Origin of the sequence: Mesorhizobium metallidurans STM 2683, assembly GCF_000350085.1 — a bacterium.
GTDB lineage: Bacteria > Pseudomonadota > Alphaproteobacteria > Rhizobiales > Rhizobiaceae > Mesorhizobium > Mesorhizobium metallidurans.
Window position 1 is genome coordinate 70833 of sequence record NZ_CAUM01000146.1, and the last position, 24810, is coordinate 95642.

At 63.2% G+C, this 24810-nt stretch carries 18 protein-coding genes and 1 tRNA gene; 11 read left to right on the forward strand and 8 right to left on the reverse strand.

Features of this window, described 5'->3' with window-relative positions; genetic code table 11:
- Nucleotides 1-2: 2 nt before the first annotated feature.
- From MESS2_RS25385 to MESS2_RS25425, 9 genes are all read left to right on the forward strand, one after another.
- Nucleotides 3-1535, forward strand: coding sequence for a sugar ABC transporter ATP-binding protein (locus MESS2_RS25385; protein WP_008877426.1), 1533 nt, complete (start codon nucleotides 3-5; stop codon nucleotides 1533-1535).
- A complete protein-coding gene (locus MESS2_RS25390; RefSeq protein WP_244440092.1) occupies nucleotides 1535-2551 on the forward strand; it encodes an ABC transporter permease in 1017 nt (338 codons plus the stop codon). Before MESS2_RS25385 ends, MESS2_RS25390 begins: the two co-directional genes overlap by 1 nt.
- 94 nt (nucleotides 2552-2645) lie before the next feature.
- Nucleotides 2646-3665: a substrate-binding domain-containing protein gene (locus MESS2_RS25395; protein ID WP_008877428.1), complete on the forward strand. Its 1020-nt coding sequence runs from the start codon at nucleotides 2646-2648 to the stop codon at nucleotides 3663-3665.
- Between the two features lie 122 nt (nucleotides 3666-3787).
- Nucleotides 3788-4606 (forward strand): MBL fold metallo-hydrolase, encoded by an 819-nt coding sequence (locus tag MESS2_RS25400; protein ID WP_008877429.1) that lies wholly within the window; start codon nucleotides 3788-3790, stop codon nucleotides 4604-4606.
- Between the two features lie 4 nt (nucleotides 4607-4610).
- Nucleotides 4611-5627, forward strand: a complete 1017-nt coding sequence (locus MESS2_RS25405) for a zinc-binding dehydrogenase (protein ID WP_008877430.1) — start codon at nucleotides 4611-4613, stop codon at nucleotides 5625-5627.
- Nucleotides 5628-6482, forward strand: coding sequence for a fumarylacetoacetate hydrolase family protein (locus tag MESS2_RS25410; RefSeq protein WP_008877431.1), 855 nt, complete (start codon nucleotides 5628-5630; stop codon nucleotides 6480-6482).
- 3 nt (nucleotides 6483-6485) lie between these two features.
- A complete protein-coding gene (locus MESS2_RS25415; RefSeq protein ID WP_008877432.1) occupies nucleotides 6486-7562 on the forward strand; it encodes a Gfo/Idh/MocA family protein in 1077 nt (358 codons plus the stop codon).
- Entirely contained in the window at nucleotides 7559-7933 is a 375-nt protein-coding gene (locus MESS2_RS25420; protein WP_008877433.1) for a putative quinol monooxygenase, read from the forward strand. The genes MESS2_RS25415 and MESS2_RS25420 overlap by 4 nt, the downstream gene beginning before the upstream one ends.
- Nucleotides 7930-9792: a D-apionate lactonase family protein gene (locus MESS2_RS25425; RefSeq protein ID WP_008877434.1), complete on the forward strand. Its 1863-nt coding sequence runs from the start codon at nucleotides 7930-7932 to the stop codon at nucleotides 9790-9792. Before MESS2_RS25420 ends, MESS2_RS25425 begins: the two co-directional genes overlap by 4 nt.
- A 26-nt stretch (nucleotides 9793-9818) precedes the next feature.
- On the opposite strand, the gene MESS2_RS25430 is transcribed toward MESS2_RS25425, so the two are convergent.
- From MESS2_RS25430 to MESS2_RS25450, 5 genes are all read right to left on the reverse strand, one after another.
- Nucleotides 9819-10865 carry a glutathione synthetase gene (locus MESS2_RS25430; RefSeq protein ID WP_008877435.1) on the reverse strand — a complete coding sequence of 349 codons (1047 nt, stop codon included), beginning with the start codon at nucleotides 10863-10865 and terminating at the stop codon, nucleotides 9819-9821.
- 11 nt (nucleotides 10866-10876) lie between these two features.
- Nucleotides 10877-12745 (reverse strand): flavohemoglobin expression-modulating QEGLA motif protein, encoded by a 1869-nt coding sequence (locus tag MESS2_RS25435; RefSeq protein WP_008877436.1) that lies wholly within the window; start codon nucleotides 12743-12745, stop codon nucleotides 10877-10879.
- Nucleotides 12742-13563: an N-formylglutamate amidohydrolase gene (locus tag MESS2_RS25440; RefSeq protein WP_008877437.1), complete on the reverse strand. Its 822-nt coding sequence runs from the start codon at nucleotides 13561-13563 to the stop codon at nucleotides 12742-12744. Before MESS2_RS25440 ends, MESS2_RS25435 begins: the two co-directional genes overlap by 4 nt.
- A gap of 228 nt (nucleotides 13564-13791) precedes the next feature.
- Nucleotides 13792-13868, reverse strand: a tRNA-His gene (locus MESS2_RS25445).
- Between the two features lie 430 nt (nucleotides 13869-14298).
- Nucleotides 14299-14757 carry a phasin gene (locus MESS2_RS25450; protein WP_006329365.1) on the reverse strand — a complete coding sequence of 153 codons (459 nt, stop codon included), beginning with the start codon at nucleotides 14755-14757 and terminating at the stop codon, nucleotides 14299-14301.
- A gap of 260 nt (nucleotides 14758-15017) precedes the next feature.
- On the opposite strand from MESS2_RS25450, the gene MESS2_RS25455 reads away from it, so the two are divergent.
- Nucleotides 15018-18722 (forward strand): PAS domain S-box protein, encoded by a 3705-nt coding sequence (locus tag MESS2_RS25455; RefSeq protein ID WP_008877438.1) that lies wholly within the window; start codon nucleotides 15018-15020, stop codon nucleotides 18720-18722.
- Nucleotides 18723-18956: 234 nt separating this feature from the next.
- Here MESS2_RS25455 and MESS2_RS25460 read toward each other — a convergent pair whose 3' ends face one another.
- On the reverse strand, nucleotides 18957-20933 hold the full coding sequence (locus tag MESS2_RS25460; protein ID WP_008877440.1) for an acetoacetate--CoA ligase: 1977 nt from the start codon (nucleotides 20931-20933) through the stop codon (nucleotides 18957-18959).
- Between the two features lie 199 nt (nucleotides 20934-21132).
- On the opposite strand from MESS2_RS25460, the gene MESS2_RS25465 reads away from it, so the two are divergent.
- Nucleotides 21133-22983 (forward strand): AsmA family protein, encoded by a 1851-nt coding sequence (locus tag MESS2_RS25465; RefSeq protein ID WP_040594017.1) that lies wholly within the window; start codon nucleotides 21133-21135, stop codon nucleotides 22981-22983.
- A 25-nt stretch (nucleotides 22984-23008) separates the two neighbouring features.
- Here the strand turns inward: MESS2_RS25465 and MESS2_RS25470 are convergent, their stop codons facing one another.
- Nucleotides 23009-23827 carry an ABC transporter permease gene (locus MESS2_RS25470; protein WP_008877442.1) on the reverse strand — a complete coding sequence of 273 codons (819 nt, stop codon included), beginning with the start codon at nucleotides 23825-23827 and terminating at the stop codon, nucleotides 23009-23011.
- 4 nt (nucleotides 23828-23831) lie between these two features.
- Nucleotides 23832-24803 (reverse strand): ABC transporter permease subunit, encoded by a 972-nt coding sequence (locus MESS2_RS25475; RefSeq protein WP_008877443.1) that lies wholly within the window; start codon nucleotides 24801-24803, stop codon nucleotides 23832-23834.
- Nucleotides 24804-24810 lie beyond the last annotated feature (7 nt).

A 24810-nucleotide genomic window follows, 5' to 3' on the forward strand; every position in this document is an offset into this window, starting at 1 on the left:
CGATGGCGCCGAGGCTCAAAATCAACGGCCTTTCCAAGTTCTTCCCCGGCGTGCGGGCGCTCGACGACGTCTCGATGAGCGTCGAGGCCGGTGAAATCCGCGCCCTGCTCGGCGAAAACGGAGCCGGCAAATCGACGCTCGGCAAGATCGTCGCCGGCGTCTATTCGCGCGACCAGGGCACCGTCCTGGTCGATGGCGCCGAGATCGGCACGCTCGACGAAAAGGCCGCCGGCGACCTCGGCATCGGCATCGTGCATCAGGAAGGCTCGCTCGTGCCGCAGCTTTCGGTTGCCGAGAACATCTTTGCCGGCCGGCAGCCGACGCAATGGCTTGGCCAGGTCAATGTCCGCGCCATGCGGGAACAGGCAAAGGCGCTGATCGCGCAGCTTGGCGTTGCCATCGACCCGGCGCTGAAAGTGTCGGTGCTGTCGCCGGCGCAGGCCCAGATCGTCGAGATCGCCAAGGCGCTGTCGCGTGACCTCAGGGTCCTGATCCTCGACGAGCCGACGGCGGCGCTGACCCTGACCGAAACCGGGAAGCTCTTCGACGTGGTGCGCCGGCTGGCCGGCAACGGCGTCTCGGTCATCTATGTTTCGCATCGCCTCGCCGAGATCTTCTCGCTTTGCCATTCGGTGACCGTGCTCAAGGATGGCAGGCTTGCCGGAACCCGCCAGGTCGCCGAGACATCGACCGACGAGTTGATCCGCCTGATGGTCGGACGCGACGTGCATTTCTCGCGCTCCGCCACGGGGCGAAAAATCGGCGAAATCGTGCTCGAAGCGCAAGATTTGGATGCGCCGCCTTTGGTCCGTTCGGCGTCGATCATCGTGCGGGCCGGCGAGATCGTCTGCCTTGCCGGTCTCATCGGCTCGGGTCGCAGCGAATTCTGCGAGGCGATCTTCGGCGCCCGCCGCCGGCACGGCGGCCAGATCCGCATCGGCGGTACGGCGATCGATCCGAAAGGTCCATGGGACGGCAAGCATGCCGGCATCGGCATGGTGCCGGAAGACCGCAAGGCGGCAGGACTGTTCCTCGGCATGGACATCGTCAACAACGTCGCCGCGACGGTTCTGTCCAGGGTCTCGTCGGGTGCCAACTTTTCCAACCGCAAGGCCGAGGCGCTGGCCAGGAATTTCGTCGACGAGCTGCGCATCGCGACGCCGAGCGTCCGCCAGATCGTCGGCAATCTTTCCGGCGGCAACCAGCAGAAAGTGCTGCTGGCCAAATGGCTGGCGATGGAGCCGCGCCTGTTGATCGTCGACGAGCCGACACGCGGCGTTGATGTCGGGGCGCGTTCCGAAATCTACCGGCTGCTCAGGGCGCTCGCCGACAAGGGCGTCGCCCTGCTCGTCGTGTCCTCGGACCTGCCGGAGGTGCTGGCGCTCGCCGACCGCATCGTCGTGATGGCGGAAGGCCGGACGGTCGGCGAACTGCCGGGCGACGGGGCGAGCGAGGAACAGGTGCTGCGGCTGGCCACCAGATACACGGCCTCGGTGGCCGAGGTTCGCAAACAACCTGATATGGCAGAGGCATGATGGCGATGCAGATCACGCAACCCCTGGCAGAGACTGCCGAGCGCCGGCGCGAGAATCTCTTCGTGCGCATCGTGCGGCGACTTGCCGATTCCAGGGAACTGACGCTCTTCGTGCTCGTCGTCGTGCTGGCGCTGGCGATGAGCATCGTCTACCCGAACAATTTCCCGACCGCCTCCAACATGCGGGCCGTGCTGCTCAACCTGGCGCCGGTCGGCATGCTCGTCTGCGGCATGATGCTGCTGATGATCGGCGGCACATTCGACCTGTCGGTCGGTTCCACGCTGGCTTTCTCCGGCGTCTGGGCCGGCGTCGTGGCGGGATGGTGGGGCTGGTCGGCCGAGATCGCGGTCCTTATCGGCATCCTGGTCGGCGCACTGTGCGGCCTGGTCAACGGCTTGATCGTGACGCGTATCGGCATCAACGCGCTGATCGCCACCCTTGGCACGCTCACCATCTATCGCAGCCTGACCTATGTCACCGCAGGCACCGGCGTCACCCCGATCAGCGACGCCTTCGCCGAATATGGCCGCGCCGCCGACCCGCTGTTCAGGATCCAGTCGCCCTTCTGGGCGATGCTGGTGCTGGTGCTCGTCGGCGGCTGGCTGGTGGCGCGGACGCGCTTCTTCCGGCAGTTCTATTTCATCGGCGGCAATCCGCGCGCGGCCCAGCTTTCGGGCATCCGCGTCGACCGGCTCATCCTGATCGGCTTCGTCATCATGGGAGCGCTGGCGGGTTTGGCCGGTGTGCTTGGTGCCGCGCGCCTCAACAGCGCCGTCGTCAATGCCGGTGTCGGCATCGAGCTCAAGGTCATCACCGCCACAGTGCTCGGAGGCGCGAGCCTGAAAGGCGGTGAAGGCACGATCCTTGGCGGCATTCTCGGCGTGTTGTTCATCGCGCTGATCGAGAACGCCATGATCATCAATGCGATCGGCGTGTTCTGGCAGGGGCTGGTGGTGGGCCTGGTCCTGCTGTTCGCCGTGTCGCTCGATCGTTTCAAGACCAGCGGCCGCGCCTGATCTCAGGCGGAGGCTGGAGCCGGACAACCGGACGGGATGCAGGAGACTGGATTTCAGACGACTGGGACTACAAAAACATCAGGAGGAAACGGGCATGAAATCGATAGTGAAAACGATACTCTCCGGCGCAGCGCTTGCTGCCACGGCACTGCTCCAGACTTTTCCGGCCAGCGCGCAGGAATCATCCTTCGGGCCGGCCGATGCGAAGGAAACCTACTACTGGATCTCCAACAAGGCCAATTTGCCGCTGTTCGTGCAGTACGACTATGTCGGCATGAAGCGGATCGCCGAGGAACTCGGCGTCAAGGTGATCGTCGCCGGGCCGACCGACTTCGACGTGCCGGGTTTCATCTCCGCCGTCGACCAGGTCTGCGCTCAGAAGCCGAGCGGCGTCTCGGTGGTCGGCGGCTGGGATCCGTCGCTGACCGAATCCGTCAAGAAATGCATGGAGCAGGGCGTGCCGACGGTGGTCGATGATGGCGACCTGCCCGATTCCGGCCGCCTTGCCTATATCGGCACGAACTGGACGCAGGTCGGCGTCGCCCAGGCCAAGAAGCTGATGGAAATGCTGCCGAATGGCGGCAAGCTCGCGTCGATGTCAATCATCAACGCCGGCAACATGCGCGAGGCGGTGGCAGGTTTCAAAGCCTATATCGAGGCCAATGGCGGCGGCAAATACACCATCGTCGCCAATGAGGACGACGGCGGCGACGCGCAGAAGGCGGCGCAGGTGACCGCGGCGATCCTCGCAGCCAATCCCGATATCGCCGGCCTTGCCGGCTTCGATTCCGAATCCGGCGCCGGCATCGTCACCGCGCTGCGTGAAGCCGGCAAGAATCCCGGCGACATCAAGGTGACGGCGATGGAGCAGACGCCCGACTTCTTCAAATCGGCCAAGGAAGGCTGGGTCGACGGCATCGTCGTGCAGAACCGCGAGCTGTTCATCTACTACGCTGTCAAGCTCCTGCACGACTACAACACCAACACGCTGAAGTCGGCGGGCCTGACCGCAGCCGATGGCGGCCGTCCGATACCGGACACGCTCGATACCGGCGTGATCCTGATCACCAAGGACAATGTCGACAAGGTGCTGACCGCGCTGAATGTGAAATAGGCTGTACCGCCGGAGTCTTGGCTCAAGGTTCAGCCTTGATTCAAGGCTCGGGCAGCCTCCGGCGGCGCGCTCTCCCTCGCCGCCGGACGGCCAATCACCACCAAAATGGCCAAGGACACAAAATGGCACGTCACCCCACCACCCGCATGCGCTTCCACGGCGTCGCCGCCTACGAGATCCTGACGCGCGACGGCTTGCGCATCCTGTGCGATCCGTTTCTGGACCAGAATCCGGGCGCAGCGACCAAGTCGACCGAATTCGATCACGTCGATCTCGTCGTCGTCAGCCACGCGGCCTTCGATCATCTCGGCGATACCGACAAGATCGCGCAGAAATATGGCTGTCCGGTCGTCTGCGGCGGCGAGGTGAAGGCCTGGCTGATGGATCGCGGCATTCCGGCCAGCCAGATCCGCGCCACGACCTGGGGCATCCGGGTCAAGGTGGCGGGCATCGAGATCCAGCCGCTCGAATGCCATCACTGGTCGCAAATCAGGCTGAAGGACAATTCCTTCATTTCGGGCGTGCCGATGGCCTTCATCGTCTATGCCGACGACAATCTGCGCTTCTACCACTATGGCGATACCGCCATCTTCTCCGATCTCAAGCTGCAGGCCGAGCTCTACAAGCCCAATGTCGGCTGTATCGGCATCGCCAATCCGCAGGAGATCCTGCATCTCAACCCGATGCCGGGTGAAATGCTGACCGGTGAGATGAGCCCGTACGAAGGCGTTCTCGCCACGCAATGGCTCGGCCTCGAGACGGTGCTGCCTTGCCACTACATCAAACTCGATGGCGACAAGGATGTCGCCGACTATATGGAGCACCACCGGCAAGCCAGGGCGCGTGGCGAGGCGATCGCCGACCCCTATCTGCTGCGCGCCGGCGACTGGATCGAATTCGACGGCGACGGCAAGGTCGTGCGGCCGGCCAAGGCGGCCTGATCAAATGCGTGCCGCAATCTTCGATGCGCCGTTTTCGATCCGCATGGCCGAGGCGCCAAAGCCCGAGCCGCAGGCGGGAGAGGTATTGGTGCGCGTCAAGGCTGCCGGCCTTTGCGCCGGCGACCTCTACATCTACACCGGCAAGAACCCCTATGTGAGCTACCCCCGGATCGGCTGCCACGAGATATCGGGCGTGGTCGAAACCTATGGCCCCGGCTCAAGCGGCCCGGCCATCGGCACGCGCGTCGTCGTCGATCCGTTCATCGGCTGCGGCCACTGTTATCCCTGTAGGGTCGGCAAGCGCAATTGCTGCGCCAATCTCAGCATTGTCGGGGTCCATCGCGAGGGTGGCTTCGCCGATTTCGTGACAGCGCCGGCCGGAAATCTCAATGTCGTGCCGGATGGGCTGACCGACTTCGGGGCGGCGTTTGCCGAGCCGGTGGCGATCGGCGTGCAGGGCTGCCGCCGCGGCATGGTCAGCGCGCAGGACACGATGCTCGTGCTCGGCGCCGGGCCGATCGGACTGGCAATCGTCGAAGTGGCGCGCGCGCATGGCGCAAAGGTCTACGCCACCGATTTGTCGGCCGAGCGCCTGTCCACGGCGGCCGATCTCGGCGCGATCCCGATTGCCGGCGGCGCCGGCCTGCTGGAACGCGTGCTCGAACTCACCAATGGCGAAGGCATGCCAGTGGTCATGGAGGCGACGGGAGCTGCGCCGGCAATGGAGCAGACCATCGATCTCGTCGCCGCCGGCGGGCGCGTCGTCATTCTCGGACTGGTCAGGAAGGGGCAAGGCATTACCTTCCCGGGCCTCGACTTCACCCGCAAGGAAGTGACCATCCTCGGCTCGCGCGCCTCGGTCGACTGTTTTCCCGAGGCGCTTGAGCTGCTCGCCTGCGGCAAGATCCGCTATCCGAAGATTGCAAGTTCCTTCGCGCTTGGCGAAGCACCCGGCGTCTTCCGGAAGCTCGCAGACAATCCAATGGCTTTGCACAAGGCCGTATTCGTTTCGGAGGACTAGATGAAGCTTGTTACCTTCTCCCACCGCAAGGGAGGCCATGATCATCACGCCGGCGTGCTCGACGGCGACCACGTCGACTGCCTGACCGAGGTTGGAATTGCTAAGAGCGTGATGGAGGTCGTGCTCGGCGGCAAAGAGACGCTGAGCCGCATTCGGGCCGGTCTCGCCAAGGCGCCGCGCTACGCGCTCGCCGATGTGAGGCTGGAAGCCCCGATCCGGCCGGGCAAGGTGCTGTGCTCCGGCATCAACTACAAGGGCCACGCCGAGGAGAACCCGAACGCGAAAATGCCGACCGAGCCTTTCTTCTTCACCAAATTGCCGACCTCGGTGATCGGACCCGATGTGCCGGTCGAAAAGCCTGATAGAACTGAACAGATGGACTATGAGGTGGAGTTCTCGGCGGTCATCGGCGAGGAGCTGCACAAGGCAACGGAAGCCGAAGTGATGCCGGCGATCTTCGGCTACACACTGCTCAACGACATTTCGGCGCGCGACGTGCAGTTCAAGGACAATCAGATCACCATCGGCAAGAACTTTGCCGGCTTCGCGCCGATCGGCCCCTGCATCGTCACATCAGATGCGATGCCGCATCCCGACAATGTCGCGTTGAAGACGCGGCTCAACGGCAAGACGCTGCAGGACGGCAGCACCTCGGACTGGCTGTTTTCGCTGCCGCAGCTGATTTCCTTCCTGTCGCAGTACATTCCGCTCGCGCCTGGTGACATCGTGTCGACGGGAACGCCGGCCGGCGTCGGCATCTTCCAGAAGCCGCCGGTCTTCATGAAAGCCGGCGACGTCGTCGAGATCGAGGCCGATGGTATCGGCGTGCTCAGAACGCCCATCGTTGCAGGATAGAAAATGGCGACGGGGGCGATCCGGATCGGGGTGATCGGCTGCGGCTTCTATGCGCAGAACCATCTGCATGCGTGGAAGGAGCTTGCGGCGGAAGGCGCGCAGCTTGCTGCCGTCTGCGACATCGATGCCGGCAAGGCCGAAGCCGCCGGCCGTGCGTTCGGCGTCCCGTCCTATGCGGACGCCGCAATCATGTTCGCAAGCGAGCGGCTGGACGCCGTCGACATCGTCACCCGCCACGACACGCACCGCGCGCTCTGCGAGTTGGCGATAGCGCGCGGCGTTGCCACGATCGTGCAAAAGCCTTTCGCGCCGAGCTGGGACGATTGCGTCGCCATCGTCGAGGCGGCCGAGAAGGCAGGCGTGTGGCTCGCGGTGCATGAAAACTTCCGCTTCCAGACGCCGATGCGCCATATCAGGCGCGTCATCGACAGCGGGGCGATCGGGACGCCGAACTGGGCGCGGATAGCATTTCGAACCGGCTTCGATGTCTATCGCACGCAGCCTTATTTCTACGACGAGGAACGGCTGGCAATCGCGGATGTCGGCATCCATATGCTTGACCTTGCGCGCTATTTCCTGGGCGAAGTCGAGCGCATTTCCTGCGAGACCCAGCGCCGCAATCCCAAGGTGAAGGCCGAGGATACGGCGACGATGCTGCTGCGCCACACGAGTGGTGCAGTCAGCGTCGTCGAGTGTACCTACGAGGCGCGCCGCGACCCCGATCCGTTCCCGCAAACGCTGGTGGAGATCGAGGGCGACAAGGGCTCGATCGTCGTCCGTCCGGGATTGCGCATGCGGGTGACCAGCCACGGCAAAGCAACGGAGGAGGATATCGGCTCGCCGCTGCGCTCGTGGACCAGCCAGCCCTGGCATGTCGCACAGGAAGGCGCGTTCGTCGCCTGCAGCCATTTCCTCGACTGCCTCAAGCGCGGCGTGCCTGCCGAAACGTCCGGCCGGGACAATCTTAGGACATACGCATTGGTTGATGCAGCCTACCGCGCGGCGGCGGAACACCGGGCAATCGTTCCGGCGCAGTGGGGCGAAAATGTTGCCGCCTCAAAAAGCCGGAGGGCGCAATGACGGCGGGGCGTGAAAAGGCGCAGAGCCGAGGCAAGGAAAGGCTTGGCGCGGCCGCATTCGCGATCACCGTCGCGTTCGAGCTTCTCGAAGGCGCCTTTCCCGAATTCCATCGGCTGGTGACCGAGAATGCGGCGCTCTCCGTCGAGCTCGAGCCGGATTGCCTGCGCTTCGACGTGCTGACGCCGGCGGACTCGGCCGTCTCCAGCCATGTCTTCCTCTACGAGATCTACCGCGACCGCGCGGCCTTCGACCTGCATCTTGCCTCGGATCATTTCCGTCAGTTCGACCAACGCTCGCGCGATCTGGTGATCAGCAAGACCGTAATCGCCTACAGGGTGGAGGAAAACGCCAAAGTCAGGGAAGCGACGTGAGCGGAGAAGCCAGCAGGCTCGACCTGTTCGGCACGGACGAACAGGTCGCCGAGCGCCAGACCCTTACCGCCGGTCCGCTGAGCGTGATCCTGGAAGGCGGCAATCTTCACACAATCTCATTTGCCGGCGTCGAAGTGGTGCGCGCGATAAACTATCTGGCGCGCGACGTATCCTGGGGGACATACAAGGCCGGGCTTACGAACCTCACAATATCGGAGGACAAGGCGGCGTTCGAGGTCGCCTATGACGGATTGTGCGCCGGTGCGCAGGGCAGATTTTCCTACCGGATGAAAATAATGGGCGACGCTTCTGGAGTGCTGACCTTGGAGGCGGAAGGCGTCGCGCTCGCTGATTTCCCGACCAATCGCACCGGTTTCGTCGTGCTCCATCCTTCGGAGGCGGCAGGAGGGAGGCTGACCATCCGGCACAGCGACGGCCGGATCGAGGAGACGGTCTTTCCCGAGGCGATCAGCCCCGACCAGCCGGCCTTCGACATCAGCGCGCTGACGCACGAGCCGGCGCCCGGCCTCATTTGCACCGTCGCCATGGAAGGCGATGCCTTCGAGATGGAAGACCAGCGCAACTGGACCGACGCCTCGTTCAAGACCTATGTCCGTCCGCTGTCGAAGCCACGGCCCTATGTCATCGCCAAGGGAGCGAAGGACATCCAGCGCGTCACGGTTTCCATTGAGGCCAAGACTTTGGCGAGCCGACCTGCAATCGCCGAAAAGGCCACTCTGACGCTTGGGCCAATTGGGCGGATGCCGTCCATGGCCCTGTTTCTCGATTCCGACAACTTGGCGTCGGCCCGGGCCGGCGCCACGTTGCTCGGTCCAGCGCAGGATGTCATCGTTCGCTTCGACAGCGCGCGCGGACATGACGCGCATGTGTTGCGCAAGGCGGCCGGCCTTGCCGCGTCGATCGGCGCACGCCTCGCGATCGAGGCAATCCTTGATGCCGCCAATCCGGCGACTGAGGCGAAAGCTGTCGTCGATGCGATCCGCTCGTCGGAAGTCGAACCGAGTGCCGTTCTGGTTTCACCACGGCGCGAGTTCAAGACACGGGCGTCGAGTTCGGTGCCTCCGGGTGAACGGCCGATCAGCGACCTCGTGGACGCGCTCAGGGCAAGCGGGATACGCGCCGCCATCGGCGCCGGGACGCCGTCCCTGTTCACCGAATTCAATCGCAACCCGCCGACCGGCGATGCCGATTTCGTCTTCTTCGGCAACGCAGCCATTGTTCATGCCGCCGACGATCTTTCGGTCATGGAGACGCTGAGCGTCTATCCCCCGGTCATCGCCGCGACGCGACGGCTGTGCCCGGGAAAGCCTATCTGGCTCGGACCCTGCACGATCGGCATGCGGCACAATCCCTATGGTCAGGCCGTGGCCGCAAACCCGGCTCTTGCGCGTGTGTCGGGTGCTGGGAACGATCCCCGGCATGGCGCCCTGTTCGGCGCAGCCTTTGCCGTCGGCGTGGCGGCACAAGCCGCCAGCGCTGAGGTCGATCGTCTCATTCTTGCGTCGCCAACCGGAGTTTTTGGGCTTGTGGATGATCTCGACCGCAAGCGTCCCGTGCAAGCCGTTCATGCCGAACTCTCTGCCGCAGCCGGTGCGAGGCGCTACGAGGTGGTGGTCGATCACCCGGGCATCGCGGCGATCGCCTACGGGCTTGGCCAAGACATCAGAGTCCTGGTAGCAAATCTTACGCCCGATGCCGTCGAGATCTCGGTCCCGCGGGGTGTGCAATTACTCGGTGTCATCGATAAGAATGCGCAGCTTGCGAAATCGCGGCGTAACCAGCTATTGGCGCCATATCGATGTGCGGTTTTTCGCTCGCAGTCCGGGCCGCACCGCTGATCTGACCGCCGACTTGCCTGCACTCATCAAAGCGTCGCCAGCCGCGAATTCGGCATGGCCTGTCCGTAGGCCCGGCGCAGCGTCAGCTTGTCCTCCAGCGCGACGATGACATGTATGGCAAAATCCGTCTTGTACATGTCGGCCAGCCGTATCAGCCCGCCTGGCGTGAAGACATTGATCTCCAGAAGTCTGTCGCCGACGATGTCGAGGCCAACCAGAAACATGCCGTCGCTGACCAGTTTGGGGCGTACCATCTCGGCAATGCGCAACATCGTGTCCGTTACCTTGACCTTGCGGGCGGTTCCGGCGGCATGGATGTTGGAGCGAACGTCGCCCTTGGCCGGGACGCGGCGAAAGGCGGCATAATTGCCATCGCGCATCAGCGGCAGGCCGTTCATCAGGAAAAGGCGCACGTCACCAGCCTTGGCCTCCGGAATGTAGACCTGCGCGATGAGATAGCCGTCACCGCTGGCGGCCTCGAAAATCTGGTTGAGGTTGGAATCGGTGGCGGTCGCAATATGGAAGACGTTCTTGCCGCCCGACCCTTGCAGTGGTTTGACGATGCAGCCCTTCGGGTGTTTGTCGATGAATGCGCGTATTTCGGCAATGCTGCGCGATATCAGGGTTGACGGTCGAACCGCCTCGGGAAAGGTCTGCAAATAGAGCTTGCTCTGCGCCTGCGCCAGGCCGTCAGGATCATTGACGACGATCACGCCGCGCTCCGCCGCGAGCCGGCCGAACATAACGCCCGCGTTGGCGGCCCATGGTCGATCGGTGGCGTCGAGCGACGGGTCGTTGCGCAGAAACAAGATGTCGATATCGCTTGCCGCGAAGGTCTTTTTTTGCTTCGCGGCATCCTTCAAGGCAGCATGCAGCTTGTCGGACGTCTTATAGGGAGCGTCCGGCAAAACCGCTACGCTGACAGCCAGACTGTCATCCGGGCGCAATATGAAATCGCCTGGTTCGACATAGACAACAGAATGGCCACGTTGGATTGCAGCCAGCGCCAGCGCTGTCGTCGTGTAGCCGGGCGTTTCGCTCTCAATCGAATTGACGAAGAACGCAATGCGCATAGGGGACTCCCTCAGGTCTCAACCATATCGATCGGATCGATCCCTGCCATCGCTTTCTTGAGGCGCGGACGCGCCGCATCGGAAGAAAGGAATGCAGGTTCAAGGCGCGGCGCCCGCAACAAGCCGCGCGCGTTGAGTTCCTGGATGGCTCCGAAATGCGCTGCGGAGATCTTGCCGATCCAAAACGGCGTGAGGCTGCCACCGTGCTTCAGGTGATCGAGAACCTGCACCACGCCGCGCAGATAGATGGCGTCTTTTGCAAGGCCACCGCCGCGAAAGACACGCAGCACGACGTTGAAGGCGCTGCGATCATCGAGACCGAAATCCCTATGAAGAACGTGGAAGGTTTCCTCGAACGTCGCGCCGGCGAGCATCGCCTGACAGGCGATGACCCTGGCCGCGATCAGCCGCAAGCGCGCCGCGGTCATGCCGCCGACCAGATACTCCGCCAGCACGGCCAGCCCCTCCTGCATGCCCTCATAGCCCGCAAGCCCGTTGCGGAAGATGGAGAGCCCCTGCGCATCGCCATTGAAATAGGTCAGCAGATGAACACCGATCTCGTGACTGAGCAGCGCAGTCAGACGCTCTGGTGGAAGGTTGGTATCGCGCGAAACCAGCAGCCGGTTTCGAGAGACGAGGAGGCCGGCCGGCAGGTCGCCGCGGATCTCCACGGAAGCATCGAATTCCGGATAGGCTGCCCGGTATCCGGCGATCATGTCCCGCGCGGCCGCGGCAACGGCGTCGGCGCCCAGGCCCTTCTGCCGGGCGGCCGACGCAACGCGGGGCACCTTTTCGAGAATGGTGTGTGCCCTCGCCGCCAGGCTTGGCTCGACGCTGCCATGGAGTGCTCGTCCGAATTCGAGGAAGCGAGGCGTTTCGCGTGCCGCGAGCATCGACAGTTGGAGATCGAGTTCCTGCTGCCTTTCAGAGAGCAGCTTGGTCAGGAGCGTATCTTCCAGATGATCGAGAGAGACCGAATAGAGCTTCCGCTTCTGGGCGGCAACCTCGAACTCGAGCGGCCTGTAGAGCAGTGCGGGCATACGCTCGAAGCCGCCGGCCTGGAATTCCAGCCAGGCTGGTTCGGCGTTGATCGGTGTGACGGCAAGCAGAAAGTCGAATGTCGACGCGACGTTGTCGACCGCCCGGTCGGCGCGCACGACAGCGTCGATATAGGCGCGGCGACCCAGTGAGCGATGGGTTGCCGGCTGTTCCAGCCTTGATGCCTTTAGGAAAGCGCTGACGGCCTGAAGTCCAGAATCCACCATGTTGGCGACGACAAGGTCGCGCAATTCAGGATAGACACGCTCGCTGCCAGGTACCTTGTAGATCGGCGCGAAGCGCACCGTCAGTTCAGCGACATCGCCGAGATAATCCGTGAGCCGTGCTTCGGCACGTGTCGCGGGATTGAGTTCGTCGACGCGAGGCGTGCGGTATTTTGCTTCGCGTCCGGACGCAGCAGTGGCGAAGCGCTTGAGCGCCGCCTTCTCCGCCGCCGTTTTGCCGCTGGCCAGTGCAATCTCGAAAGGCGGCAGGAACGGCACGTCCTCGGTCAGAAACCGGTCTTCGGCCAACTCGCCGATGTCGAGCACGAGGAATGCGCCGCAATGATCGCGCATCCTTCGCGCCACCAGCCGCGCGACCTCACCGGCGAAGCCAGTATCGGCCACGATCAGATAGGACGCGTTGGCGGAAACAATTTGGAATGCCGCATCCTGGTGCGACCCGACATGGACGCAGAGAAAGGGCAGCGGCCGATCGATGTGCAAACGGTTGCCGTCGCCGAACTCGCGGCGGATCGGCTTGCCGTCCCGCAAAAGCGCATCCAGGTCCGCTTCGATCTGCGCCAGCGGAGACATAACCTCGACGAGCTTCGGCTTCATGTCATGCCTCGCAGCGCGGCCTCAAGAACCGGCACCGTGGACGCCAGCATGGCGCGCAGCCGTTCGATTGCCGCCCAGTCGGGGTTGCCGCTCCATTCGTCCATGAAAATCTTCTTGAACTCGACCGCGATGGCACAGCCGGTTTCGGGGAAATTGGCGTGGACGAAACGGGTCTGTTCGCCCTTGCCCTGGAACGATACATTCTCGCGTATGTCGATCGGCTCGCCATTGAGACGCTGGCCGCGCAATGTCTCCATGAAGGCGTCGACCACCGGCGCCCAGCGCGCGCGGTCCATGGAGAATGTGCCGATATTGATGTCGGGCGCGACATCTTGCGACGCGGGCACTGCTTTCGGCCCTTCGCGCCGGTGATTATAGCTGTGGACGTCGACAAGGACGAACCGGCCATGGCGCTTCTCGACATCGGTCAGGACACGCCTGAGCTCGCCGTAGAACGCGTCGTGAAAGGCAGCAGATTCGTTCACAATGTCTTCAGCCGGCGGCTCTCGCCATACGTTCAGGCCCCAGGACTGGTCCGGCGACCGATAGATGGCAGCGTCGCGCGCGCGGTTCAGATCGACTTGAAAGCGCGATCGATGAACGACGATCTGGGTTGGGAAATCGGCGATAAAGTGCTCGGTGAAGGGGTCCTCCTCCCGCAGCCGGTCAGGATCAGGGATGCACATGAGCGATTGGCAGGCGCGCCCGATGTCGGAGCCGCTGTGGATCGCCGTGCCGATGACGGGAGAATCGCCCAGCTTGATTGTCCAGCCTGCCTGGGGCCTGCCCGGAGCACTATTGAAAGTGGATTTGTTCACGATCCATCGAAATGCGCGGAGAGGGTCAGCGGTTCCGGTTCATAAGGCAAGCCCAACGGGTTTACTTCTAAGAAACCGAATCCTCAACATGGAAGACAGACGCCGGAGACGATTGAGACCTGTCAGAGCTTCGCTGCCGCTTTCCGACAAGGAAATAGTTTGCTCCTCATGGAGTGAAACCCGCAAGGCCAAGGCCACATTGACGATCACGGAAGGCGAGGAAGCCGATGGTACCGTTGGCTGGGATCGAACCAGCGACCTCCGGATCCACAATCCGGCGCTCTAACCATCTGAGCTACAACGGCACGTTTGCCTGAGCGGGATCGAGGCTCATTCTCCAGGATGCGCTCTGTCGCTCGGCGATGCGTCCATACGGGCTATCGGAGTTTAATTCAAGACTTTTGGCAGCGCATCGCCCTGAAAATCAGAACCGGTTTTCGCCGGGATCATGCGCAAACCCAAGGTTCTACAGCGGCCTTTGCGCCTCCAAGGACGTGTGGCGCTGTAGCGAACCATCGTTTCGCAACCTTCCGCCGGGCAAAGAAAAAGGCCGGCGGGAGGAGGTGCCGGCCTTTTCCTGTTACGAGCCAGCGGGAGGAGGTGCTGGCTGGTCACCCCGGAGAGCAGAGGGAGGAGGTTCCACCCGCCGGGTATTCATTTTCACCAATTCTATCGCATATCTATTTGTCTGACGAAATGCGACGTTTTGATGCATCTTCGCGTTGTGCGCAAATATTAGGCGGCCTTGATGTCCTTTACGGCCTTCTCGAAGGCGGTCTTGATCGGCTTGGAGACGTCCTCGGCAGCCTTGGAGGCGACGGTCTGGAAATCCTTGGCCTGCTCGACGGTCATTTCGACGTGCTTGCGCAGGAATGCGGTCTGCAGCTCGACGACTTCCGACAGCGACTTCGCGCCGATCAGAGCCTCGAGATGCGAGAAGCCGGCTTCGGCATTGGCACGCAAAGCAGCGATGGTCTTGAGCGACAGGTCGCTGGAAACGGTCTTGGCGGTCTCGAAGGTCGACTCCAGAGCCTTCTGGGTCTCCTCGGCGCCGGTCTTCAGCTTGGCATAGGCCTCTTTCGACTGCTCAACGCCCTTTTCGGCGAAAGCGCGGATCTGGTCGGTGGCCTTGGAAGCGTCGAAGCTCGGGAATTCAACGTTTTCGATCGTCTCGGCAGTTTTGGTCCTGGACATTTTCCATCCTTGTGGTGGCAGCGGCTTTGAAGGAAAGCCGTCTCGTTCATGTATGATGGCAATATAAAGGCAAATTTTGTGCATTGCAACATCTTTGTTGCAGCGCACCATAAAATCTTAAGCGGCGTTAACCAAACGCCCAGAGATTCCGACCGCTGCACGCAATGGCTTGTAGACCTTCGCGCCGTCGGCTTTTATTAACAAAGCGTTAACTCAAAATTGCCCGATCGAGAGGGTTGCCCAGAGGGTTCACTAGCCGCATGCCGTCCGAAAACTACTCCTTTCTCGACGTCGCTGTGCTTGACGCGGTCCGCCAGCGCTTTGCCGCCGGCGACGCGATCGCCGTTCTGCCGGCCGACCTCGAACAGGTGATCTGGGCCAACGGACCAGGAGCGGCCGTGTTCGGCTACCCGGACATCGAGGCGATCATCGGCAGCTCGGCAGGGTTGCCGATGATCGCCAGGCGCCAGATCATGGCGACAAGCGGTTTTCCGGAGATCGGCCGCGACCGCGCCATCACGGTTCGGCTGGCCACCGGCCTGACCAGCCGCGCGATTGGCTTCCTGGCCACCGCTATCACCATGCCGGATGGCGAGAATGCGATCATGCTGGCAGTGCCGGCAGCGCAAGCCGGCTCGCGCAACGCCGCCGAGATTGCCGATCGGGCGATCAGCGGCTTTACCGAGGACGGTCACTTCATCGCCTTTGTCGACGCCAAGGGCGGTATCGAGGCAGCTTCGGATGGTTTTTCGGCGCTTGGCATCCTGCCCGAGACGCTGGCAGCACTCGTGGCCGATGTAACGAATGAGAGCGAGCGCATCGTCAAGCGCCTCGTTCCAGGCGGCGCCACCTCCTATCCGGCCGGCCTCGCCCGGCTGACGGATGAGCGGCACCTGCTGGTGGTGATCGACGAGGACAGGCTCGATAGCGAAGCTCTTGGCGACGGGGGCCCGGTGGAGACGGAAGCCGGCGCCGATACGGCGACGGACGCCGTACCGCCGATTGTCGAAGCGGCATCGGCTGAGCATGACATTGCAAATGCAACCGAACGAAGCCCGCAAACCGCCGATAGCGCTCGCCCGGCGCCCGGCGGAACGCCGGCGCAGCATGACCATTGGTACTTCAGCGCCAGTGAGGATGAGACGCGCGAGCCGGTAAGGCCGGAAGCCCCTTTGCTTAGCGAAGCACCCGCCGGGGCGGATATTCCAGCACAAGGCAGCGCGCGAGACATCGCCGAACCCGCCTACCCGGCCGAGCCCCCCACGCGAACCATCGACCGCGCCGCGGCGCCGCTGCGCTTCGTCTGGCGCACCGACGCCGAGGGCAAGTTCAGTGCCCTTTCACCCGAATTCGCCGAGATCGTCGGCAAGCCCGCCGCCGACGTGATCGGCCGGCGCTTCAGGGACGTCGCGGCCGCCTTTGGCCTCGATGCATCCGGCGAGATCGCCGGCCTGCTCGAGCGGCGCGACACCTGGTCCGGCCGTTCGGTGCTGTGGCCGGTTGCCGGCACCGATCTCAAAATACCCGTCGACCTGGCGGCGCTGCCCGTCTATGGCCGCAGCCGCGCCTTCGAAGGCTTCCGCGGTTTCGGCGTCGCCCGCACCGGCGATGCGGCGGTCGATCCGGAAGCGATCGGGATGGCGCTTGTCCCCAATGACCAGGCGCCGGCAGCCGCCGGACCTGAGATCACCGGGCCTGAGATCACGGAGACTGTGCCCGAAGCACCGAAGGAAACCGATCCGTTCAAGGGCGAGGTGCCGGCGCTGACCATTGTGCCAAAGCCGGAACGTCGCTTTGCCGACAAGGTGATCCGGCTGGCGGAGCACAGGCAGCCCGCCAACGACAAGGGCCTGTCGACGCTGGAGCGCAGTGCATTCCGCGAGATCGGCGAGCGGCTTAGGAAGGAGAATGTCCCGGTCGAGCGAGCCGATGTCGAAAAGCCGGCGGAACTGGTGGCGGAACCGGCCGAAACCAATAGCGAAGACGAGAAGGATATCGCAAGACTCGACGGCAAGCAGCCGGACGCGGCCGTGCAGGAACAGCCGGAGGCTGTCCAGGAGCAGCCGGGACCATCAGCCGTGTCCAACATCACGGGCTCGCTGCTTAACTACGCCGACCGGGACCATGTAGCCGACAACAGCGATGACGCACCTCGCTCGGAACCGGACAAGGCTGAAGCGCAGGAGATCGCCCAACCTACCGGCACGGACAGCCGATCGAGCGCCAGCGAAGCGCCGCGGCGTGCTGAGACCACCGAAGACGACGACAGCATGATCGCGGACGATTTCCGCGATGCGGAAGACAGCGAGGACTGGGCGCGCGCCGATAGCGAGGAAACCCGTCCGTCAACCGATGACATCGCGAATACCGATGACGTGGAGCCGGCACCCGTCGGGCGGCCACGTCTCCAGGTGCCGCCACTCAAGCTGGAAGGGTTTGTACCGTCGGCTTTTTTCGCCGGAGACGACAAGGCTCCGGATATTTCGATCCTCGGCAAGCTGCCGGTGCCGCTCCTCATCCATTCCGGCGACGACCTTCACTACGCCAATGAGGAATTCCTCGGCCTGACCGGCTATGACACGCTCGACGATCTGGAGGAGGCAGGCGGCCTCGGCGCGCTGTTTGCCGATCCTTACGACGACAGCGCCTCCGACGGCACCGATCACGCGCTGCGGTTGAAGACACGTGACGGCCAGGAGTTTCCGATCGAGGCTCTTTTGCGCGCGGTTCCGTGGCGTACCGGCAAGGCGCTGATGCTGGTCGTGCGCCGTTCCGGCGACGACGATGCACCGCCGGCGGCCCTGCACGGTGCTGCGGACGAGCAGACGCAGCCCGACATCCCCGAGCTCAAGGCACGCATCGCCGAGATGCGCACCATCATCGACACCGCGACCGACGGCGTCGTGCTGATTGGCCGCGACGGAACGATCCGCTCGATCAGCCGTCCGGCTGAAGCACTGTTCGGCTTCGACAGCGACGAGGTGACCGGCAAGTCTTTCGTCTCGCTGTTTGCCATCGAAAGCCAGCGCGCGGCGCGGGACTATCTCGACGGACTGTCCGAACCCGGCGTGGCAAGCGTGCTCAATGACGGCCGCGAGGTGATCGGACGCGAGGCGCAAGGGCGCTTCATCCCGCTGTTCATGACCATCGGCAGGCTGCCCAATGACAGCGGCTTCTGCGCGGTGGTGCGCGACATAACGCAATGGAAGCGGGCCGAAGAGGATCTGACCCAGGCGCGCGCGGTGGCCGAGCGCGCTTCCTCGCAGAAAACCGACTTCCTCGCCCGCATCAGTCACGAGATCCGCACACCGCTCAACGCCATCATCGGCTTTTCCGAGTTGATGGTGGATGAGAAATTCGGGCCGGTCGCCAATGATCGCTACCGCGACTATCTGCGCGACATCAACCGGTCGGGCAACCACGTGCTCGACCTGGTCAACGATCTGCTCGACATTTCGAAGATCGAGGCCGGTCAGCAGGAGATGGCCTACGAGGCGGTGTCGCTCAACGACACGCTCGCCGAAACGGTGGCGATGATGCAGCCGCAGGCCAACCGCGAACGTGTCATCATCCGCTCCAGCTTCGCATCGCGGCTGCCGGAAGTGGTGGCCGACCTGCGCAGCGTGCGCCAGATCGCGCTGAACATCCTGTCGAATGCCATTCGCTACACTCAGGCCGGCGGCCAGGTCATCGTTTCGACCGCCTACGAGGCTTCGGGCGATGTCGTCATGCGCGTTCGCGACACCGGCATCGGCATGAGCCAGTCGGAGATCGAGCAGGCGCTGAAGCCGTTCAAGCAGATCAATGCGCTGAAGCGCGGACGCGGTGACGGCACTGGTCTCGGGCTGCCGCTGACCAAGGCCATGGTCGAGGCGAACCGGGCCCGCTTCACCATCAACTCGACGCCCGGCGAAGGCACCCTCGTCGAGATCGCTTTTCCATCGACGCGCGTGCTGGCCGAATAGAATAAAAGAAAGGCGTCCCACGGGACGCCTTTAGTAATGAGATTGCTGTCACAACGGGGCTTGAGCGAATTCAGATCCTCTGGGGATTTCGAGGAACGGGATTTCTCCCTCAAGTTACGCACGACTATCAATGCCGGCCCTTAACAAATCCTTACCGGCGCGCCGGAAAATTTACCAATGTGTACCACTCATGAAATCTAGGTAAATTCGAGCGAGATAACTCGTTAACCATGTTCAGTCGGCCAGCTCCGGCAGGTCGCGGAACAGTTCGAGCGCCTCGGGATTGGCCAGCGCCTCCTTGTTCTTGATGGTCCGACCGTGCACCATATCGCGCACCGCGAGCTCGGTGATCTTGCCCGACTTGGTGCGTGGAATATCGCTGACGGCGACGATTTTGGCTGGCACGTGACGGGGACTGGCACCGGAGCGGATTTTCGCGCGGATGCGTTTTTCCAGTTCGGCGTCAAGCTCGACGCCCGCGGCCAGCCGCACGAACAGCACGACGCGCACGTCATTGTCGAAATCCTGGCCGATGCACAGCGCCTCCAAGATTTCCGGCATCTGCTCCACCTGGTTGTAGATCTCCGCCGTGCCGATCCTCACACCACCCGGATTGAGCGTCGCGTCGGAGCGGCCATGGATGATCAGTCCGCCATGCGAGGTCCATTCGGCGAAGTCGCCATGGCACCAGACATTGTCGAAGCGCTCGAAATAGGCCGCGTGGTATTTTTTGCCATCGGGATCGTTCCAGAAGCCGATCGGCATCGCCGGAAACGCCTTCGTGCAGACGAGTTCACCCTTCTCCTGGCGGAGCGGGTGACCGTCGTCGTCCCAGACGTCGACGGCGAGGCCGAGACCGGGTCCCTGGATCTCGCCGGTCCAGACCGGCTGCGTCGGCACGCCGAGCACGAAGCAGGAGACGATGTCGGTGCCGCCGGAGATCGAAGCGAGGTGCACGTCCTTCTTGATACCGTCATAGACGAAGCGGAAATCCTCCGGCGACAGCGGCGAGCCGGTGGAGGAGACCGTGCGCACGGTGGAAAGATCGTGCGTGTTGATCGGCTTGAGGCCGGCCTTGCGCACGGAATCGATGAATTTGGCCGAGGTGCCGAAATAAGTCATCTTCTCGGCATCGGCGAAATCGAACAGTGCGTTGCCGTCGGGGTAGAAGGGCGAGCCGTCATAGAGCAGCAGCGTCGCGCCCGACGCCAGGCCTGATACCAGCCAGTTCCACATCATCCAGCCGCATGTGGTGAAGTAGAAGAAGCGGTCGCCATCGAGCAAACCGGCGTGAAGCCGTTCTTCCTTGACGTGCTGGATCAGCGTTCCGCCAGCCGAATGGACAATGCATTTGGGAATGCCGGTCGTGCCCGAGGAAAACAGAATGTAGAGCGGGTGCGCGAACGGCAGCCGTTCGAAGGCGACGGGCTTGGCGGCAAACGGAGAAAGCGCCTCTTCCAGCGCCGCTGCCTTATCGATTGTCACTGCCACGTCGGCCGAGGTGCCGAGATAGTCGACGATGAGGATCTTGCGGACGGTGGGAAGCTTTGTCGCCACGGTGGCGACCTTGTCGGCGACCTCGATCGCCTTGCCATTGTACCAATAGCCGTCCGGGGCGATGAAGACGACGGGCGCGATCTGGCCGAACCGGTCCAGCACGCCCTGCTCGCCGAAATCGGGAGAGCAGGACGACCAGACGGCACCGATAGAGGCGGCCGCCAGCATGGCGGCGACGGTCTCCGGCATGTTGGGCATCATGGCGGCGATCCGGTCGCCCTCTTTCACCCCAAGCGACAGGAAAAGCTGCTGCAGGCGCGAGGTCAGCGCGTGGAGCTCATTCCAGGACAGTCGCCGCTCGACCTTGTCCTCGCCGCGAAAGACGATGGCCGTTCCAGAGCCGGTCTTCTTGAGGAGGTTCTCGGCGAAGTTCAGCTTCGCGTCGGGGAAGAAGGCGGCGCCGGGCATCTTTTCGCCATCGACAAGGACGCGTTCACCGACGCCCTCGCCGGTCCCCTTGTCGCCCAGGATCCCACAAAAATCCCAGACCAAGTCCCAGAACGCCCCGCGATCGTCGACCGACCAGCGATGGAGGTCGGCATACGAGGAAAACATGCCGCCGGTTTTCGCCTCGGCGGCCTTCATGAAGGCAGTCATCGGGGCGGAGTCGATCTGGTCTTGCGTCGGGGTCCAGAGTGGTGTTTCGGCGGCCATGATCGTTCCTCCACGGTCACCGTCGCTTATGCATATCGCAGCGCAGCAGAGCAAGATTTTGTTAAGCCGGCCGCGATGGATGTGCGCAAATGCCATCGCCGGGCCATAAAGACTTGAAATGCGTCAGCCCTAAGTCGTAGTGACGACTGGGGTTACACCCATCGAGCGATTTTGTCGGAATGGAAGCAACCGGGGCGATATGGCATCACCTTTGATCCGGCGCGGAATATGGGTGATCGGCGTTGCCGTCCTCGTCATCGCGCTGGTCGTCGCCGCCCTGCCGCTCGTCGCCTCGACCCGCATCGTGCGCGACCGCATCGCCTGGGAAATGAGCGCGTGGAGCGGTTTCAGGGTCACCATCGACGGCGCACCGCGGATCGAAGTCTGGCCGAATTTCCGCGCCATCCTGTCCGATGTGACGCTCTCACAGTGGACGGAAACCGACGCGCCGCCGGTGATCGAAGCCGAACGGGTCGAGGTCGATCTCTCCGCCATGGCGGCGCTGCGTGGCGACGTGGTGTTTTCGACGGCGCGGCTGGTGCGGCCGACGATCCGGGTTCAGCGCGCCGCAAATGGGCTTTTTCTGCCCGCCATACCCTCGGGCGGGCGCATAACGCGCTCCATCGACACGGCTCGCGCCGTGATCAGCGCCGATCCGGCGAAGCCCGATCTGAGCAAGCTGCCGACGGATCCGTTCGGCACCGTGGAATTCAGGGACGGCCGCATGGTGACCTCGGTCGGCGGCAAGGACACCGAGATCCTGAGCAGCCTGACCGGTCAAGCGAACTGGGCCGCGATGAACAGCAATGCGACGCTGTCGGCGACCGGGATCTGGCGCGGCGAAAGTATCGCCATCGATGCCGCATCGCCGAACCCGCTGGTGCTGTTTGCGGGGGGCGCGGCGCCGATCACGCTTTCGTTCAAGGCGGCCCCTGCCAGTTTTTCCTTCGACGGCGTGGCCAGCATGTTCGAAAATGCCTTTTTCGACGGCCAGGCGAAATTTGCCGCGCCTTCGCTCAGGCGGGTGCTCGAATGGTCGCAGGCCGGCATCGCGCCGGGTGCGGCAATCGGCTCGATTTCCGTTTCGAGCAAGGTCACGGCAACCGCCGGCCGCGTCAAACTGGAAAACACCGCGCTTGCGCTCGACAACAATCCGGGAATGGGCGCCCTGGACCTCTCCTTCGGCGAGGCGCGGCCGGTGATCGCCGGGACGCTTGCCTTCGACACGCTTGATCTGTGGTCGTTTCTCTCCGCCTTCACCCCCTTGACGCCCACTGGCGGAACCGGCCCCGCCGAAATCGACACGAGCTTCGCCGACCGGGTCAATCTCGATCTCAGGCTGTCGGCCGCCCACGCCACCGCGGGCGCCATCCAGCTTGCCGATGTCGCCGCCACCGCCCAGGTCAAGAACGGTCTTGCCGTCTTCGACATTTCCGATGCATCGGCCTTTGGCGGCAACATCCAGAGCAGTCTTCGTTTCGATCGCAAGCCGGAAGGGACGCAGGTCGAGATCAGGCTGCTTGCCTCTGATATCGACGGCGGCGCGTTCGCCACCGCGGCCGGAATGACGCGACTGGTGCCGATCGGGACGGGGACCGTCTCCGTCATCCTCAAGGGGCCAGGCAGAACCTGGGATTCCATTTTCGAGAATGCCGACGGCTCGGTCTCGGCAACATTCGGTCAGGGCGCGCTGAGCAAGCTCAATCTGCCGGCATTTCTCAAACACACCGAACAGGGCGGGTTCTTCGCGCTCGACGATGTCTCCGACGGAACGCTGCCTATCGACGGAGCCGAACTCAAGGCGAGCATTTCGAACGGCGTGGCGAAGATCGACAAGGCCGAGGCCAATTCGGCGAAATACAAGCTCTGGCTTTCCGGCATCGCAACCTATGCCGGACGCGGGTTGGCTCTCTCCGGCGGCATCATCCAGCCAGACCAGGCGACGACGCAGACAAACGGCCAAGGCCCCAGCCAGTCGTCATTCTTCGTCGGCGGCACCTGGAGCACGCCGTTCATCTCGCCGATAAGCCGCGGCGTTTCAGGAGAATAGGCCGCCTGAAGGTGGCGGCCCATTTTCAGCCGCGTTGCGCGGCCTGCTCGTCAAGTTGCCGTTGCACCTCGCGGCGCTTGTTGACGACCGACGCGGCGATGACGCCGACCGCGACGACCGCGATCAAAATGGTGCAGGCGGCGTTGATCTCAGGCGTCACGCCGAGGCGGACCTGACTGTAGATCTTCATCGGCAGCGTGGTGGCGCCCGGCCCGGAGGTGAAGCTGGCGATGACGAGGTCGTCGAGCGACAATGTGAACGCCAGCATCCAGCCGGACACGATCGCCGGCATGATGACGGGCAGCGTGATCTGGAAGAAGGTTTTTACCGGCGGCGCGCCCAGATCCATCGCGGCCTCTTCCAGCGAGCGGTCGAAGGTGACCAGGCGCGACTGCACGACAACGGCTACGAAGCACATGGTCAATGTGATGTGGGCAAGGGTAACGGTGAGAAAGCCGCGGTCGAGACCGACAGCCACGAAGAGCAGCAGCAGCGACAGGCCGGTGATGACTTCCGGCATGACCAGCGGCGCAAAGACCATGCCGGAAAACAGCACCCGGCCCCTGAAACGCGTGTAGCGTGTCAGGGTGAGCGCCGCCAGCGTCCCGAGCACGGTCGCCACCGTTGCCGAAATGACGCCGACACGCACCGTCACCCAGGCAGCGTCCATCAGGCCCTGATTGTGAAACAGCGAGACGTACCATTTGGTCGAGAAGCCGCCCCAGACGGTGACCAGTTTCGACTCGTTGAACGAAAAGACGATGAGCAGGACGATCGGCAGGTAAAGAAAGGCAAAACCCAGCACGATCGAGGTGATGTTGAAGCGGCTCCAGGTGGCGTTCATGGGTTTACCGATCCTGTTCCTGGGCGCGCGCCTGGGCCCGCTGGAAGAGCATGATCGGCACGATCAGCAGCAACAGCAGGATGACGGCGACGGCCGACGACACCGGCCAGTCGCGATTGGCGAAGAACTCGTTCCACAGCGTCTTGCCGATCATCAGCGTCTGCGATCCGCCGAGCAGGTCGGGGATGACGAACTCGCCGACGGCGGGAATGAACACCAGAAGGCAACCGGCGATGACGCCTGGCAGCGACAGCGGGAAAGTGATCTTCCAGAAGGCGCTGGTCGGCGGGCAGCCGAGATCCTTGGCCGCCTCGATCAGCGAATGATCCATTTTCTCAAGGGCGGAATAGAGCGGTAGCACCATGAACGGCAGGTAGGAATAGACGATGCCGATGAAGATCGCCGTGTAGGTGTTGAGGATGATCAGCGGCTGGCTGATGATGCCGGTGGACAGCAGCAACTGGTTGAGCAGCCCCTCGGGCTTGAGGATACCGATCCAGGCGTAGACCCGGATCAGGAACGAGGTCCAGAACGGCAGGATCACCAGCATCAGCAGCGTCGGGCGGATCGCCGCCGGCGCACGCGCCATGCCATAGGCGATGGGATAGCCGACCAGCAAGGTCAGCAGCGTCGAGATGGCGGCAATGATGACGCTCGATACATAGGCGTTGACGTAGAGCGCGTCCTGCGTCAACCAGGCGTAATTGTCGAAATTGAGCTCGCCAAATCCAGCGAAGAACCCGGAGATGCCGTCCCTGAAATCGAGCACGGGCGTGTAGGGCGGCATGGCAATCGCCGTCTGCGACAGCGAAATCTTGAAGACGATGATGAAGGGGACGAGGAAAAAGAACAGCAGCCAGAGATAGGGGATGATGATGACCAGGCGGCCAACGAAGGCCTCCCCCAGCCTCGCCGGAACGGATTTGCCGTCATTGGCTGCCGGAGAGGCCGATACGGCGGTTACGGCGTTCGACATGACCGCC

Coding starts and splice junctions, on each gene's coding strand:
- MESS2_RS25385 (WP_008877426.1), top strand. CDS start 3: ATGGCGCCGAGGCTCAAAATCAACGGCCTTTCCAAGTTCTTCCCCGGC.
- MESS2_RS25390 (WP_244440092.1), top strand. CDS start 1,535: ATGGCGATGCAGATCACGCAACCCCTGGCAGAGACTGCCGAGCGCCGG.
- MESS2_RS25395 (WP_008877428.1), top strand. CDS start 2,646: ATGAAATCGATAGTGAAAACGATACTCTCCGGCGCAGCGCTTGCTGCC.
- MESS2_RS25400 (WP_008877429.1), top strand. CDS start 3,788: ATGGCACGTCACCCCACCACCCGCATGCGCTTCCACGGCGTCGCCGCC.
- MESS2_RS25405 (WP_008877430.1), top strand. CDS start 4,611: ATGCGTGCCGCAATCTTCGATGCGCCGTTTTCGATCCGCATGGCCGAG.
- MESS2_RS25410 (WP_008877431.1), top strand. CDS start 5,628: ATGAAGCTTGTTACCTTCTCCCACCGCAAGGGAGGCCATGATCATCAC.
- MESS2_RS25415 (WP_008877432.1), top strand. CDS start 6,486: ATGGCGACGGGGGCGATCCGGATCGGGGTGATCGGCTGCGGCTTCTAT.
- MESS2_RS25420 (WP_008877433.1), top strand. CDS start 7,559: ATGACGGCGGGGCGTGAAAAGGCGCAGAGCCGAGGCAAGGAAAGGCTT.
- MESS2_RS25430 (WP_008877435.1), bottom strand. CDS start 10,865: ATGCGCATTGCGTTCTTCGTCAATTCGATTGAGAGCGAAACGCCCGGC.
- MESS2_RS25435 (WP_008877436.1), bottom strand. CDS start 12,745: ATGAAGCCGAAGCTCGTCGAGGTTATGTCTCCGCTGGCGCAGATCGAA.
- MESS2_RS25450 (WP_006329365.1), bottom strand. CDS start 14,757: ATGTCCAGGACCAAAACTGCCGAGACGATCGAAAACGTTGAATTCCCG.
- MESS2_RS25455 (WP_008877438.1), top strand. CDS start 15,018: ATGCCGTCCGAAAACTACTCCTTTCTCGACGTCGCTGTGCTTGACGCG.
- MESS2_RS25460 (WP_008877440.1), bottom strand. CDS start 20,933: ATGGCCGCCGAAACACCACTCTGGACCCCGACGCAAGACCAGATCGAC.
- MESS2_RS25465 (WP_040594017.1), top strand. CDS start 21,133: ATGGCATCACCTTTGATCCGGCGCGGAATATGGGTGATCGGCGTTGCC.
- MESS2_RS25470 (WP_008877442.1), bottom strand. CDS start 23,827: ATGAACGCCACCTGGAGCCGCTTCAACATCACCTCGATCGTGCTGGGT.
- MESS2_RS25475 (WP_008877443.1), bottom strand. CDS start 24,803: ATGTCGAACGCCGTAACCGCCGTATCGGCCTCTCCGGCAGCCAATGAC.